At 37.5% G+C, this 15,260-nt stretch carries 19 protein-coding genes; all 19 read left to right on the top strand.

Annotated elements, in window-relative coordinates:
• Positions 1-86: 86 nt before the first annotated feature.
• The 19 genes from eco (at position 87) to ACQWU4_RS03950 (ending at position 15,230) form a co-directional block, all read left to right on the top strand.
• The gene (gene eco, locus ACQWU4_RS04040; RefSeq protein WP_429934477.1) at positions 87-575 is read left to right on the top strand and encodes a serine protease inhibitor ecotin; all 489 of its coding nucleotides are present in this window, start codon (positions 87-89) and stop codon (positions 573-575) included.
• Between the two features lie 399 nt (positions 576-974).
• Entirely contained in the window at positions 975-2,384 is a 1,410-nt protein-coding gene (locus ACQWU4_RS04035) for a TolC family protein (RefSeq protein WP_429934476.1), read from the top strand.
• Positions 2,385-2,402: 18 nt separating this feature from the next.
• The gene (locus tag ACQWU4_RS04030; protein ID WP_429935075.1) at positions 2,403-3,359 is read left to right on the top strand and encodes an HlyD family secretion protein; all 957 of its coding nucleotides are present in this window, start codon (positions 2,403-2,405) and stop codon (positions 3,357-3,359) included.
• 3 nt (positions 3,360-3,362) lie between these two features.
• Complete coding sequence (locus ACQWU4_RS04025) at positions 3,363-4,547, top strand: ABC transporter permease (protein WP_429934475.1); 1,185 nt, start codon at positions 3,363-3,365, stop codon at positions 4,545-4,547.
• 227 nt (positions 4,548-4,774) lie between these two features.
• Entirely contained in the window at positions 4,775-5,230 is a 456-nt protein-coding gene (locus ACQWU4_RS04020; protein ID WP_429934474.1) for a DUF1569 domain-containing protein, read from the top strand.
• Positions 5,231-5,242: 12 nt separating this feature from the next.
• Positions 5,243-5,713: a hypothetical protein gene (locus ACQWU4_RS04015; RefSeq protein ID WP_429934473.1), complete on the top strand. Its 471-nt coding sequence runs from the start codon at positions 5,243-5,245 to the stop codon at positions 5,711-5,713.
• A gap of 2 nt (positions 5,714-5,715) precedes the next feature.
• The gene (locus ACQWU4_RS04010; RefSeq protein WP_429934472.1) at positions 5,716-6,120 is read left to right on the top strand and encodes a hypothetical protein; all 405 of its coding nucleotides are present in this window, start codon (positions 5,716-5,718) and stop codon (positions 6,118-6,120) included.
• A complete protein-coding gene (locus tag ACQWU4_RS04005; protein WP_429934471.1) occupies positions 6,117-6,488 on the top strand; it encodes a VOC family protein in 372 nt (123 codons plus the stop codon). The genes ACQWU4_RS04010 and ACQWU4_RS04005 overlap by 4 nt, the downstream gene beginning before the upstream one ends.
• A gap of 9 nt (positions 6,489-6,497) precedes the next feature.
• Positions 6,498-7,040: an SRPBCC family protein gene (locus ACQWU4_RS04000; protein WP_429934470.1), complete on the top strand. Its 543-nt coding sequence runs from the start codon at positions 6,498-6,500 to the stop codon at positions 7,038-7,040.
• Positions 7,041-7,081: 41 nt separating this feature from the next.
• Positions 7,082-7,531, top strand: coding sequence for a VOC family protein (locus ACQWU4_RS03995; RefSeq protein ID WP_429934469.1), 450 nt, complete (start codon positions 7,082-7,084; stop codon positions 7,529-7,531).
• Positions 7,532-7,675: 144 nt separating this feature from the next.
• Complete coding sequence (locus ACQWU4_RS03990; protein WP_429934468.1) at positions 7,676-8,068, top strand: DUF1398 domain-containing protein; 393 nt, start codon at positions 7,676-7,678, stop codon at positions 8,066-8,068.
• Between the two features lie 144 nt (positions 8,069-8,212).
• Positions 8,213-8,890 (top strand): DUF2490 domain-containing protein, encoded by a 678-nt coding sequence (locus ACQWU4_RS03985; protein ID WP_429934467.1) that lies wholly within the window; start codon positions 8,213-8,215, stop codon positions 8,888-8,890.
• Between the two features lie 90 nt (positions 8,891-8,980).
• Positions 8,981-9,985, top strand: coding sequence for a bestrophin family protein (locus ACQWU4_RS03980; protein ID WP_429934466.1), 1,005 nt, complete (start codon positions 8,981-8,983; stop codon positions 9,983-9,985).
• A gap of 90 nt (positions 9,986-10,075) precedes the next feature.
• Positions 10,076-11,689: a Na+/H+ antiporter gene (locus tag ACQWU4_RS03975; RefSeq protein WP_429934465.1), complete on the top strand. Its 1,614-nt coding sequence runs from the start codon at positions 10,076-10,078 to the stop codon at positions 11,687-11,689.
• 21 nt (positions 11,690-11,710) lie between these two features.
• Positions 11,711-12,136, top strand: coding sequence for an SRPBCC family protein (locus ACQWU4_RS03970; RefSeq protein ID WP_429934464.1), 426 nt, complete (start codon positions 11,711-11,713; stop codon positions 12,134-12,136).
• Positions 12,137-12,141: 5 nt separating this feature from the next.
• Entirely contained in the window at positions 12,142-12,651 is a 510-nt protein-coding gene (locus ACQWU4_RS03965; protein WP_429934463.1) for a GNAT family N-acetyltransferase, read from the top strand.
• On the top strand, positions 12,648-13,028 hold the full coding sequence (locus ACQWU4_RS03960) for a bleomycin resistance protein (protein ID WP_429934462.1): 381 nt from the start codon (positions 12,648-12,650) through the stop codon (positions 13,026-13,028). The genes ACQWU4_RS03965 and ACQWU4_RS03960 overlap by 4 nt, the downstream gene beginning before the upstream one ends.
• 35 nt (positions 13,029-13,063) lie before the next feature.
• A complete protein-coding gene (locus tag ACQWU4_RS03955; protein WP_429934461.1) occupies positions 13,064-14,086 on the top strand; it encodes a glutaminyl-peptide cyclotransferase in 1,023 nt (340 codons plus the stop codon).
• Positions 14,087-14,261: 175 nt separating this feature from the next.
• A complete protein-coding gene (locus tag ACQWU4_RS03950) occupies positions 14,262-15,230 on the top strand; it encodes a hypothetical protein (RefSeq protein ID WP_429934460.1) in 969 nt (322 codons plus the stop codon).
• Positions 15,231-15,260 lie beyond the last annotated feature (30 nt).

Genomic DNA, 15,260 nt, shown 5'->3' with positions numbered 1-15,260 from the left:
TTTACAGAAAGTTTTTATTAAATTAAACATTTGTTTAGTTTTGGAATGGTTTTTGAGAGTACAAAAGAAATTTTAAAAAAAACAAAATGAAATTTTCAAAGACGTTAATTACAGGATTGGTAATGTTGGCAGGGGTTAATGCTTTCGCTCAAAAGAAAGCAGAAAAATTTGAAAAATTACAGATTGAAATGTTCCCAAAAGCAAAAGAAGGCTTTAAGCAGGTGTACATCCAGTTGCCTGTTGCAAAAAACGAAAGCGATTTAAAGGTAGAATTTTTTGTAGGAACTGAGAAAATGCTGGATTGCAACAGATATTCTTTATTAGGGAATGTAAAAACCCAGGATTTGCAGGGTTGGGGATACAACTATTATGAAGTAGAATCAAATGGTGAAACAAGAGGGACATTAATGGCTTGTATAGACCAGAAAAAGACTATGAAGTTTGTTACACTTCAACCGGAGATTGTAAGATACAACAGTAAGCTGCCTTTGGTATTCTACGTACCGAAAGATCTTGAAGTGCGTTACAGAATTTTACGTCCTGATGCTAAAATGAAGTCAGCGGTTCAGAGATAATCTGAATGATTTTGAAATAATAACTCCTCACATCCGTGGGGAGTTTTTTATTTGTATAGCATGGTATTTAGCAGATAGCGCAGATCTATAGATTATCAAACAACGGGAAATTTTATTTATAATAATTTGATTCAGCTTAATTTCCCTTAAAAGCTTCAATACTCTTAATGTTTTAAAACTAAGCATAAGTAAATATTGCAAACAATGATGAATACGTCATAATTTAATTTTTTCATTTAAAACACTCCTCAAATTAAAATTAAACACCTTCTCCATCCTTATCACAACTAGAGGATTAAAGCTAAACATTTTTTAAACTTGTTTTAAATTCACTATTATAATGGTTTATCTTCGATGATTTAACAAATTTTTGCATTATATTTGTTATAAACATAAACCATGAAAAACAATTTATTGATTTTTGCGTTTAGTTTTTTGGCTTTCTCTGCTTTTTGCCGGGCACAGTCTGCGCCGGACTTCAAGGAACTTTTAGACAGTGCCATGGTTCGTGACTCCGATCTCAAAATGCAGATCACGCAGAACAAACTCACAGACCTTGACGGACATAAACTGAAAGACATCTTTCTTCCCACACTGGAAGTTAGTGGACAGGCCGGATATCTCAATGCAACGGCAAGACTAACATCACCCGAAATCAACCTGGCTCCTTTTATTAATATTCCTGAGGGAAGTTTTAATAATAATCTTAATGTTTCCGGTTTTTCCGGAATTGCCAAGGCAGATGCCAAAATGCTTCTTTATTCAGGTGGAAAGGTGAAATACCTGAAAAAAGCCAACGAAGAAAAGAAGATCTCCGAAGATATTCTCCTTGAAAAAACAAAAGATGACGTAATAGCTAATATTTCCAAAGCGTATGACCAGCTGGCATTGATCCATCAGTCTAAAAAAGTACTTGATGAAAGTAAGAAAAGACTGGATATCAATAGGAAAACAGCAGATAAAGCTTTAGGTTACGGTCTCATCACTCCTTACGACCATAAAAAAATAGAACTTGCCCAAGCCATTCTGAATGCCAGGATGGTAGAATATGAGGGTAAAAAAGAGCTTCTCCTTACCCAGCTTTATATTTTAACGGGAATTGGTAAAGAACGTTTAAGAATGATTGACCTTGTACTTTCTCCTGTAGAACTTTTATCATCAGAAAAGAGCATCGAAGAAAGAGCTGAAGTCCGGGCGCTGGAGCATGGAATAACGGCAGCAGATTACAAAATAAAAGCCGAAAGAACCTGGATGATCCCAAAAGTGCAATTGATGGCATCCGCTTACTATATCGGTCTTTACGGAAGCCGTATCAAAACATCAGAAAATGTGATTCCCGCAGTTCCGGCTTTAGGTTATGAAGGAGCGAAACTGGACTGGAGACCTACCAACGTTAACATTCTTCCCTTATTCACAGCCGGAGTAGGTTTTAAATGGGAGATTTTTGACGGAAAAGAAGGAAAACATGCAGAAGAAACTGCAAAAGTAGGAAAGGAAGTTCTTCAGAACAAAAAAGAAGATGCTCTTAAAAAGCTGACTTTGAATCTGGCTAATAATCAAACCAATTACGATATAGCGACTGCTCAGATTGCCTTGAAGGCCAAAGAAAAAGAACTGGCTAAAAATGCTCTCGTTCAGGCCGAAAAAGAATTCAGATACGGAATGAGCAAATCTTCACAGCTTATTGATGCGGAAAACGATCTTGAAATGGCAGAACTGGAATACCAGAATGCTCTGTTTAACCAGCGAAGAGCCGGAATAGAGCTGATGAGATCGACTCAGGAACTTGATATTACCAAACTTTATTAATCCCTAATCTTTAAAATGATGCATAAAAACATATTCATAGCCTTTGCTGCTCTTTTTATAGTGGGGAGCTGCAGTCAGAAAAAAGAAAACCTTAATGATTCAGAAGGTAAAACTAAAAAAGATGTCATCTCTTTTGCTCCAAAAGTAACCGGAAGAATCCTGAAAATATATGTAAGTGAAGGGCAGACTGTGAAAAAAGGCGATACACTGGCATTGCTCGATGTGCCGGAAGTTTCTGCAAAAATTGCCCAGGCTCAGGGTGCGGTAAGTGCTGCAGCCGCCCAGGAGCAGATGGCTAAAAACGGAGCTACGGCAGATCAGTTAAGACAGCTTAGGGCCAAGTATAAAGGTTTGAAGGAACAATATGAATTTGCTCAGAAATCCTTTAAAAGAGCCAATAATATGTACCGAGACAGTCTTATGTCCCCACAGGCATACGATGAGGTGTATGCCAAGCTTCAGGGAGCAAAAGCCCAGTATGATGCCGTTGTGGCCGAACTGGATGATGTACAGAGAGGAACCCGCTTCGAAAAAGTGGAAATGGCTGCAGGGCAGGCCTCACAGGCCAAAGGAGCACTTCAGGAAGCCAATGTGGCTTATTCCGAGAGGTATATTATTGCTACCAACGATATGGAGATAGAAACCATCAGCCTGAATACCGGGGAATTGGCTACGGCCGGTTTTGCCTTGTTCAACGGATATATTCCCGAAAGTACCTATTTCAGATTTACCGTTCCTGAAAGTGCCATTTCAAAATATAAAAAAGGACAGGAGGTTAATATGCAGATAGTTTATAATAAAGAAACCCTGACCGGAACTGTTGTCTATATCAAACAATTGACAAGATATGCAGATATCACAACTGCCTATCCTGATTACCAGCTGCAGGATGCTGTTTACGAGATCAAAGTAAAACCGGCAGATATGAACAAGGCTAAAAGTATACTGGTAAATGCTAACGTTATCCTGAAATAAATTATGAAAGAATTTTTCCGGCTTTTAAAACGAGAATTCAAACTTTTCATAGGCAATTCTACTCTGAGGACCGTATTTTTTCTGGCCCCGGTATTTTATGCCACATTGTTGGGCTTTGTATACAAAAGCGGAAAAGTGGAAAATACGCCGGTACTTGTGATCGACAGAGATAATACTCCTTTATCGAGCCAGCTTACGGACATGCTGGATGATAATAAAAGCATCAGCATCATTAAATATGCTCAGGAACCTTTAAGCATAAAAGATGAAGTCATCAGGCATGAAGCGGCAGCTGTAGTTATTATTCCGGCAAGGTTTGAGGCGGAAATGCTCCAGAAAAAATACCCCGAACTGAATGTCTATATCAATACAGGAAACGTTCTTACCGCCAATTTTGCATCCAAGGCTCTCCAGCTCACTATAGGGACATTTTCTGCGGGAGCTTCCATTAAAGCTTTACAGAAGGCGGGAATGCCTGCAACAAAGGCAGCTACACAATATGAACCGTTCAAAGCGAATTATATTACCCTTTTCAATACCACCGGAAATTATCTTATTTTCATGTGGCCGGCGATGCTGGCTGTGGTTCTGCAGCAGGTAATTCTTCTTGCAATGGCTGTAAGCTTTGCTGCTGAGTTTGAAAGAGGCTCATTCGTAAAAGAATACTTTAAGATGAAAAAATGGGCTTTTCCAACCATGCTCATTAAGGTGATCCCCATCTGGGTATTTTCAATACTGATTGTATGTGTCTATTATTTTATGCACATGATTTTCAGGGTTCCTATGCCGGAAGGAATACTCAATTTTATACTTCTCACAGCAGTATTTGTAGGTTCGGCCTCATTTTTAGGAGTATTCATCAGCATATTGATTCCCGATGCGCTTAAAGCAACCCAGATTCTGATGGTCATTGCCTCACCGGCGTTTATTATCAGCGGATTTACATGGCCGTTAAGTGCAATGCCGGCTTTTGTACAGTTTATTGCCAACATTATTCCCCTGACTCCATTCCTTCAGGCTTTTAAAATTTTACTGATCCAGAAAGGTTCGGTAGAGCTTACTTTTCCTTACCTGAAACATTTAAGCATTCTGCTTGTAATTTATGCCATTCTTGGCTGGATTGCTTTGAAAATCAAACTTTGGTTTATTTTTAAAAAAGCTGTACCACCGGAGGTTGAAGATGTTTGAAAACCTTAAAGCTTAGTAGTAAATTATTTGTAATACATAGGTGTTAAAATTCAGTTTTATTCAAATTATTCTTAACCAATAACTGATAAACCAGCAGCCAGCAACTCGTAACTCATATTCAGAACCCCATATCCCGTATCAGGAAAACACGTCACCACTTTTTTCACTACCCTATAAAATCAAAAAGAAAAAACTGATATATTTGCTTTCAGATAATTAGACATATTATGGAAAATGTATTTGATGCGAAAGATGCTCAGAACTATATTGACAGGATAAATAAATTGGTAGAGGACACCCACGGTTTATGGGGGAAAATGACGGTTGACCAGATGCTTGCACATTGCAGCGTGTCCTATGAAATGGTGTATGAGCCTGAAAAACATAAAAAACCGGGATCTATTGCTAAATTTATTTTAAAGACTTTTGTAAAGCCTAAAGTTGTTGGAGAGAAAGCGTATCCGAGAGATTCCCCTACAGCTCCACAGTTTTTAATTTCCGGAAGAAAGAATTTTGATGAAGAGAAAAGAAGGCTGATCGGTTTTATTCAGAAAACACAGCAGTTGGGAGCAGAAGCTTTTGACGGGAAAGAATCATTCTCTTTTGGTAAATTAAGTTCACAGGAATGGAACAATATGTTTGCAAAACATCTGAACCATCACCTGTCCCAATTTGGCGTTTAAACATTACACACTATGAAAAAACTTTTATGGATCCTCATTCTTGCGTGCAATTTTGCATGGGGGCAGATGCCGGATATTTCCAATGTCTGGCTGAATAACAGCAAGCCTTATACCGGAACAATAGGAGACCGCGGTCAGCCGCTTAAACTTAAAGTCAATATTTCTGAACAGAATAAAAAAAATGATCAGGAATATTTTATTTCCGGTTATTCTCTTGTAGATGACAACTATGCAAAATACGAAGGTAAAATTACCATCACAAAGTACAGAGATGCCAAAAGAAAAGGAGTTGTATTCGGTGATTATGAACTGGCTGAAGAACCTAAAGGAAAACATTCCGGTACTTTTAAAGGTAAATTCATCTATACCTTCAGATGGAATAAGAAAACTGAAAAAATAGAAGGCCAGTATATAGAGCTTATTGGAGATTGGAAAAGTTATGACGGAACACTGGACTTCAAAACCCGTTTAAAAAACCAATAACCATGTTAAGACGAATATTAGCTGTCCCGGCCGGGCTTATTGCCGGAATAATCTGTATCACCATTGTTGAAAAAATAGGTCATAGCCTGTATCCGCCTCCTGCTGCAGCTGCAAGCGGTGATATGGAAGCTATGAAAGAATATGTAGCTCAGGCTCCTTTTATGGCCCTTTTCTTTGTCATCATAGGATATGCATTGGCAGCTTTTGTTTCAGGATTTACAGCTTCAAAGATTGCAAATAATGGAAAACACACTTCGGCAGCTGTCTGTGGGGTTATTTTTCTGTTGATAACAATCTATATGATGTTTTCCCTTCCAACCCCGATCTGGTTCTGGATCTTAGGGATTCTTGTATGGACACTGGTATTTGCCGGAAGTAAATTAGCTTTAAAAACAAAAAAAATATGAGACTAGGAGTATTTTCTATTAGTTTAAGCGTAAAAGATCTTCAGAAATCCAAGGATTTTTATGAAAAATTAGGCTTTACCGCTATGGGCGGAAATATGGAACAGAATTATCTGATCATGAAGAACGGAAGTACTTTGATTGGTCTGTTTCAGGCTATGTTTGATGGTAATATGCTTACCTTTAATCCGGGATGGGATGAAAATGCCCAGAATCTGGAATCTTTTGATGATGTACGTATTATTCAGAAGCACTTAAAAGAAAATGGAATCGAGCTAGATAAATCTGCAGATGAAACCACTTCCGGACCTGAACATATTTTCCTGAAAGATCCGGATGGAAACATGATTTTAATTGACCAACACAGATAATTATTGTTTATGAAAATATTGAAAAAAATTATTATTGTTCTGGCTTCAATCCTCATTTTATGGATGGTAGTAGCCGCTTTTGTTCCGGGAGACTGTGTCTACGAAAAATCAATAACAATCAATGCGCCAACTGAAAAAGTATGGCAAAATACCAATACACTGAGAGCAATGGATCAGTGGAGCCCGTGGAATGACCTTGATCCTGCAATGAAAAAAGACTGGATCGGAACTACCGGACAGCCTGGTGAAAAAGTGTGCTGGGACAGTGAAAAAGATGCTGCAGGAAAAGGTTGTCAGGAAGTGAAAAAAATAGATGCTGCCGGTAAAAGAATTGATACTGAGATCAAATTTTTAACACCTTATGAAAGTGAAGCCAATGCTTATGTAAAAATTGTACCCGAAGGCAGCGGAAGCAAGGCCACCTGGGGATTCACATCAAAAATACCTTATCCCTTCACGGTAATGAAACTATTTATGAACATGGAAGATGCTATTGGAAAAGATTACCAGAAAGGACTTTCCAGATTAAAAGAATTATCTGAAAAACCTTAAACAGAAACTTTTTAAAACCTAACTAATAAAAAAAACAATCAATGGCATCAGTAAACGTTTATTTAACATTTAATGGAAACTGCAAAGAAGCATTCGACTTTTATAAATCAGTTTTCGGAGGAGAATATCCTTACATCGGAACTTTCGGGGAAATGCCTCCTATGGAAGGCAAAGAAACTTCTGAAGCAGACAAAGACAAAATTATGCATGTTTCTCTTCCAATTTCAAAAGAAACTACTTTAATGGGAAGTGATACAGGCGGCGAATGGGCTTCTAACTACAAAGCAGGAAATAATTTCTCTATTTCTGTAAATGCAGAATCTAAAGAAGAGGCAGATAAACTATTCGGTGGTCTTTCTGCTGGCGGACAGGTAACAATGCCTATGGCAGATACTTTCTGGGGAGCTTATTTCGGAATGTTTACCGATAAATTCGATATCAACTGGATGGTAAACTATGATGATCCTGCGAAAATGCAGCAGCACCCTTAAGATTTATATTTTATATACGAAATATAGTTAAAACTAACCGGCAGAAGTATCTGCTGGTTTTTATTTTATCCTATTTTTGCATTCCGAAAATTTTTAATTTTGAGGAAAGTGACAAATTATAACAAAATAAAAAAATAAACAGAGATGAAATTTACAATTGAACAGATCAAAGCAGAACACCAAAAAGTAAAAAGCGGTGCTGACTTTCCCAAATATATTCAGGCCATCAAAAATTTAGGAGTTTCAAAATATACGGTGTATGTCGCTAACGGAAATACTCAATATTTTGATACGGATAATGAAACAGCAAATTCCGGAAAGAAATATGATGAACTGTCCGTTTCGGAAAATTTGAATTTAGAGCACTTTAAAACAAGATTAAAACTTCATCAGCAAGGTGGGACAGATTATCTTACATTCTGTAACGACTGTGCGGAAAATGGAGTGGAAGGCTGGAAACTGGATCTGAATGCTATGACATGTACTTATTTTGATAAAGGGGAAAATGATATTCTGATAGAACAGATTCCTGGCTAATAAAAGCATAACTTCCGTAAAGTTCTGAATTTAAAATATTTTCAACCCAAAATCTTTAAATACCTTTCTCATTTAATAATGTTTGTTATTATTGATTTAAATTATTAATTTTGTTGTGTACGATAGATAATAGTAATTGAATTTATGAGAAAGGTCTTTACGAAGCTGGTATTTACAGTATTGAGTCTGGGGTCAATAACTACGTTTGCGCAGAAAAATGATTTGGGAGCGTGGTATATGTATTTTGGAAATAATAAGATCAGCAAAAAGCTGAACTGGCACAACGAAATTCAATACAGAAACTTTGATGCGGCAGGAGATCTTGAACAATTATTGATCCGTACAGGAATAGGATATGACCTGACTGAAAACAACAATAATGTTTTGTTGGGATACGGTTTTATTTTAAGCCAGCCTTATGTAAACAGTGAAAAAAAGGAGAATATTGAACACAGGATTTTCCAGCAGTTTATTACAAAACAGAAATTCGGACGTTTTAATCTGCAGCACAGATACCGTTTGGAAGAACGTTTTCTGCAGGATGATTTCAGGATGAGATTCCGTTATATGATTGGCCTTAATATCCCTATTACTCAGAAAGAAATGCTGCCGAAATCTCTGTATGCTTCAGTATATAATGAGATTTTCCTGCATTTTGACAGTCCGGTTTTCGATAGAAACAGGGTATATGGAGCTTTAGGATATGTCATCAATAAAAACATGAGGATAGAAGCCGGTTATATGAACCAGATCCAGGAAAACAAAAACCGCGGGCAGATCCAGATTGGTTTTTATAATAATATTCCTTTTAATAAAAATTAATATTAGCAGTCCTTGCCGGATGCATTGATGAAGGAGAAAACTGTTAGTTTAGAAAGCAGAATCAATACACCATTAAACAAATAAACACATATGCATTCAGGGAAGAGATTTGGGGCGCTTGAGTTCGCCACCTGGACAAGACGCAGTATCTATGTTTTAACGATATTGGCAGCAATACCCACTGTATTATATTTTTTAGGCTGGAAATTCGTTTCCGTTCCCTGGCAGCCTATTGCTATTTTGGGGACTGCAGTCGCTTTTATTGTAGGTTTTAAAAATAATGCCAGCTATAGCAGGCTTTGGGAGGCAAGACAGATTTATGGTGCAATCATCAATGACAGCCGTAGTTTCGGGTATATTCTGAGAGATTCTCTTTCTGCAAAAAATCCGGGAAAAGTAAAAGAGATGTTTTTGCGTCATTACGCATGGCTTACGGCACTCCGTTTCCAGTTAAGAGAGCCCAGAGCCTGGGAGAATATGGGGACTGCCCAATACGATGAGTATGCTAAGAAATACGATATTCCGGAGAGGCTGGTCCAATTGGATGATGAGCTGAAAAAATACATATCCGAAACAGAACTTCAATATATTTTAAGTAAAAAAAACAGAGCCACACAGCTGATGGCAAGTCAGAGCAAGGAATTGTCAGAAGCTTATGCGAGAGGAGATATCAACGATTTTCAATGGACACAGATTAACCAGCAACTTGTAAAATTTACTGATGATCAGGGAAAAGCAGAAAGAATTAAGAACTTTCCCTATCCCAGAAATTTTTCATCCATCACAACCTATCTTTTGCTGTTGTTTATTCTTTTTGTTCCTTTTGGATTATTGAAAGAACTGGATAAGTTAGGTGAAGGAACCCTTTTGGAAGGCTGGACCATATGGTTTAATATTCCGTTTTCATTAATGGTAACCTGGTGTTTCCATACGCTGGACAGTGTAGGTGAAGCTTCTGTAAATCCTTTTGAAGGAAGCCCGAACGATGTACCGATCACCCAGATCAGCCGTACCATAGAGATTGATATGAGAGATATGCTGGATGAATCTGATCTTCCGCCAGCCATTACTCCAAAGAACAATATTGTACTTTAGAAAAGTAATAAAAGGTTCAGTTTTATCTGAATGTTAACACCTTTAAGTTTAACCAAAACCAAAAAACAACTTAAAAAAACCAAAATCAAAATGATTCACAGTTATGTTATCATATCCATTGCAGTCCTGTTATCTGTAATGATATTGGTGATGATAGGGCAGAAGCTGAAAGTGGCTTATCCTATCTTCCTTGTGATTGCCGGTCTCCTGATCAGTCTGATCCCGGGAATGCCGCATATTGAAATAGAGCCTGATCTTGTATTCCTTATTTTCCTTCCTCCCATCCTTTTTGAAGCCGCATGGTTTACTTCGTGGCAGGATTTTCACAAATGGAGAAAACAGATCTTTTCAATGGCTTTCGGACTTGTGTTTTTAACTTCGGTTGTAGTAGCTTATCTTTCATCTTCCATTATTCCGGGGCTTACCGTTGCAATGGGCTTCCTGCTTGGAGGAGTAAATTCTCCACCTGATGCAGTAGCAGCTACTTCAGTGTTGAAACATATGAAGATCCCTAAAAAAATTACCAGTATTCTGGAAGGCGAAAGTCTTATTAATGATGCTTCCAGTTTAATTGTCTTTAAATTTGCTTTGGCAGCTGTAATTTCAGGGCAGTTTATCTGGAGAGATGCTATTCAGGATTTCTTTCTGATGGCTGTAGGCGGAGTGGCGGTTGGTGTTGCCGCAGGACTTTTATTTGGAGCTTTATTGAGAATTATTCCTTCCAACTCCAATATTGATACGGTAATTACGCTGATTATTCCGTATATTATGTATATAGGTGCAGAACATTTTCATTTTTCAGGTGTGTTGGCAGTAGTTGCAGGTGGTCTTTTAATGTCCTATAACTCTCACTGTTATTTAAGCCATACCTCAAGAATACAGTCAGGAAATGTATGGAGTGTCCTTATATTCCTGATGAATACCATTATTTTTATCCTTATCGGACTTGAGCTTCCTGTAGTTGTTGCCGCGATGAAAGATTACACCATCTCAGAAGGGATTTTTTATAGTGTGGTAATTGGGGGTGTCATTATTTTTACCAGAATACTGTACAGTTATGCTGTCATGTATTTCCCGAGACTCTGCTCAAAAGAATTGAGGTTAAAAGTTCCGAAACCTGATTGGAGGGAACCTTTTATTATCAGTTTTGCAGCGATGAGAGGGGTAGTTTCGCTGGCAGCAGCCCTTTCAATTCCTGCTTTTTTACCAAATGGGGAAGCTTTTCCGCACCGTAATATTATTTTATTTGTAACTTTCGTTATCATTTTGATCACGCTGGTAGGACAGGGACTTCTTCTGGCTCCAATACTGAAATGGTTAAAGATAGACGATGCCGGAAGCGAATTGCCTGAAGAAAAACAGGAAGTGATCCTGATGCGTAAACTGAAGGAAACAGCTCTGCACAAAATGGAAAATGATTTTTCGGATCTTGCAGAAAAAAATACCTTGGTACGTCATCAGAAGCATAAACTGGAAACCGAAATGATGCTCATGGCAGATAAAGCCCAGTGTATGGCTTCCACAGGAGATTATGTGAATGCCATTAATGAAAATAAAGATGTGCTCCGCCAGATTATCCAGGCTCAGAGAAATGAGCTGCACAGGATGAAAAAGGAGAAGATTTTTGATGACCATGTTATGAGAACCATTGAAATGCAGCTGGATTTTGATGAAGCAAAGATCACAGGATTTTCCCACAGTTAAATTGTAAATTAAATCTGATATATGAATACACCAATCACTGTTCAGTACAAAATAAATGCTCCGGCAGAAAAAGTCTGGAATGCATTAACCGATAAAAATGAAATGAAATCCTGGTATTTTGATATCCAGGATTTTGTGTTGGAAACCGGAAAAGAATTTAATTTCTATGAACCGGGTGAAGCTAAAAAATATCACCATCAGGGCCGCATTCTGGAAATTATTCCCAATAAAAAATTAAAACACACCTGGTCTTATCCGGAATTTTCAGATGCTGTGACTACCATAACATGGGAGCTTCAGGCAGAGGATAACGGTACGTTGGTAACATTGACACATGAGAATATTGAAGGTTTCGATGGTTTGGGTGAAAGTTTTTCAAGGAAAAGCTTTACTGACGGCTGGAATGGTATTATAGGACAAAGCATGAAAGAATATCTGGAAAAATAAATCATATGATACAACTGCTGCCTTTTACCATAGAAGATAGTTTTGAATTGATCTCTAAAATAAAAGACAAAAGAATGCTTCTTCAGTTTGCCGGACCTGCCTATCATTTTCCGCTTACAGAAGAACAGCTGGAAAGTGATCTGGAAAACGAAAAAAGATATATGTTCAGGGTTCTTGATGCATCGGAGCAAAATGTCATCGGTCATGCCCAGATTTTTTTGAAAGAAAATACTTTTCTGCTTGGAAGAATACTGATTTGGGATGAAAATAACAGAGGAAAAGGTTACGGAAAGAAGATTATGAAGGAACTGCTGGAATATGGCTTTAATTATTTTGACAGAGAAACAGCAGAACTTAATGTCTACGACTGGAATGCCGGGGCAATTGAATGCTATAAAAAAGTAGGCTTTGAAATTGATCCGGAAGTTTTGAGCGAAGTATGTATCGACAACGAACTATGGCTTTCCGTTAATATGAAAATTAATAAAAATACATTTGAATCTCTGAAACCATGACAACATTTACAGCACTTCGTCCCATACTTTGGGTTGAAAATATGGACGAAACAATAGGGTTTTATACCCAGATCCTCGGCTTTACTCTAATGGGAAGAAATGATGACTGGCAGTGGGCTTCGATCCGTAAAGATGAAGTACAGATTATGCTTTCCCAAAATGAATATGAAAAACCAAACGGAACAGGCTTTACAGGATCATTTTATTTCAATGTGGACAACGTTGATGATCTTTGGGAAGACCTTAAAACCAAAGCAAAAGTCTGCTATGAAATTGAGACTTTCGAATGGGATATGAGAGAGTTTGCAGTATATGATAACAACGGTTATATATTACAATTTGGACAGTCTGTGGATAATATTGGCAATACGGAATAAAATTTGCTATTTTTGGGGAAATATTTAGAAATTCAATGAAAAAAAATATAATAGTAGGTTTAGCAGTGGTTTTGATGCTGGCATCTTGTAACAAAGATGAGAAGATCCTGAACACTCTGAATGAGTATAATAATTCAATGACGGAGAAAGGATATCATTTCGGTGATAAACTAGAGCTTCCGAAAGAGGTGACGGAGAATGCAGAAAGTATCAGCATCAGCTTTGGAGATAAAGAAACTTCAAGTTTAACCGTTGATCCTAAATTTTTTACATTAGGTGATAACGCGGTTACTTTTAATATCAAAACTAAAGGAGGAAAAGTACTGAACCAGGATGCAACCATCAATGTATTTGCAAAAAATCCTGAAAAAAACCTTACTTACCAGATCGTAGCAGAATATCCGCATGATCCGAAGAATTTTGTTCAGGGCTTCCAGGCTGAAGGGAATACTATCTATGAAAGTGATGGTCAGAACGGTTCTTCACAGATCCTGAAATATACATTGGGAACTACCACACCGCTGGCTTCTACAAAACAGGCTCAGGAAGATTTCTCCGAAGGAAGCACGATTGTAGGAGATAAAGTATACCAGTTAACCTGGCAAAGCAAAAAAGGGTATATCTATGATAAAAGTTCTTTAAAACTTTTGTCTGAATTTCCTTATCCGAACGTATTAGGTGAAGGTTGGGGGCTAACTTATGACGGGAAAAACCTGATTGCTTCAGACGGAAGTAAGCTTTTATATTTCCTTGATGCCAATAATCCTTCAAAACTGATCAAATATATTGCTGTAGCGGGAAGCTCACAGGCTTATGACCAATTGAATGAACTGGAGTATCACAACGGATTTATCTATGCGAATGTGTGGCAGAAACCTGTTATATTAAAAATCAATCCTGCAACAGGAGAGGTAGTAGGTACATTTGATTTTACAGATATTGCCAAGCAAAACACCAAAGGAAGTGATGATGTACTGAACGGTATTGCTTTCAAAGGTGATAACATGCTTGTAACAGGTAAAAACTGGTCTAAGATCTATGAAGTTCTGATCAAATAATTCAATTGATTAATTTAAAATATATAGCGTTCTTCAGGGGCGCTATTTTTAGTTAAAAGATTAAGTTCGTATAGTTATTTCAATCCTATATTAATATTAAAGATAATTCCATTAGTTTTGGCCCTCTTTTGGATGAAATTATTTTTCAGTATCTTGACCTCATTAAAAAAGCAGAGTGAAGTTTTTCAACATAATATTCTTTTTCCTTTTCTGTACCGTTGCCGCACAGAAATCCCTTCCTTTGGATACGCTGAAACTGAAGGAAGCCAAAGACATGCTGGCAGACGATTACGGGAATTTATACATCTATAAAAATAAAGACTTCAGCTTTACCAAGTACGATTCTTTAGGGAAACAGCTCGGGAAAATGATGCTGACGGTTCCCTATAAAGTACAGACCGTCCAGAACCCTCTGAGCGTTCCCTTGTTTTCTGAAAATGCACAGGAAATGAAATTTGTGGACCAGAATATGAACGAAATCCAGAGGATTGATTTTAAGCAGAAATTCGGGTTCATTAAAATGGCCTATGCGGAAGACCTTCAGCAGTTATGGCTTCTGGATGACAGCACAAAACGTTTGATCCAGTACAATTTCAGAAATGATACAACCATTAATTCTTATCCCTTCGATATCAGTTTTGATGATCTTATGGATCTGCTGGTATTTGAGAATAAAGTATACATTTTAACCAGAAAACACATCAGGGTATATTCGCTGAAATTTGAAAAACTTTTTGAAGCCCCCCTTGAAAACGGGAAAAGATTCAGAAGAGAAAATGAAGTTATTCTAGTAGTAGCAGACAACACAATTTCAAAATATGATCCTGAAAAAGGGATGGTTAAAATTTTTGAAGATAAAGAGGCACAAATTGTGGATAAAAACATCCTCTCTTATTTTGAAATCAAAGCGAACAAACTTTATCTTTACAATCTTGAAAAAATAAAAGAAACTAAACAGCAGACGGAACCCGAAACCAAGCAGGAAACTGCACCGCCAGCCACAGAACCTCCATCTGAACAAACAATTGGAGAAGAAGTGAAGAAAACTGACGGAGAAAAGAAAGAATCTTCCGAAAAAGCTCCTGATAATACTTTACAGAAGCTGATGGAAGAAACTTCCGAGGTTCAGGCCGCAGGTGTTTAGCCCTCAATTAATAAAAAAATACTTAGGAGA

Origin of the sequence: Chryseobacterium sp. MIQD13 (genome assembly GCF_050496705.1) — a bacterium.
Classification (GTDB): Bacteria; Bacteroidota; Bacteroidia; order Flavobacteriales; family Weeksellaceae; genus Chryseobacterium.
Note: the sequence above shows the minus strand (reverse complement) of the source record. Positions and strands in the feature narration are given on the sequence as shown.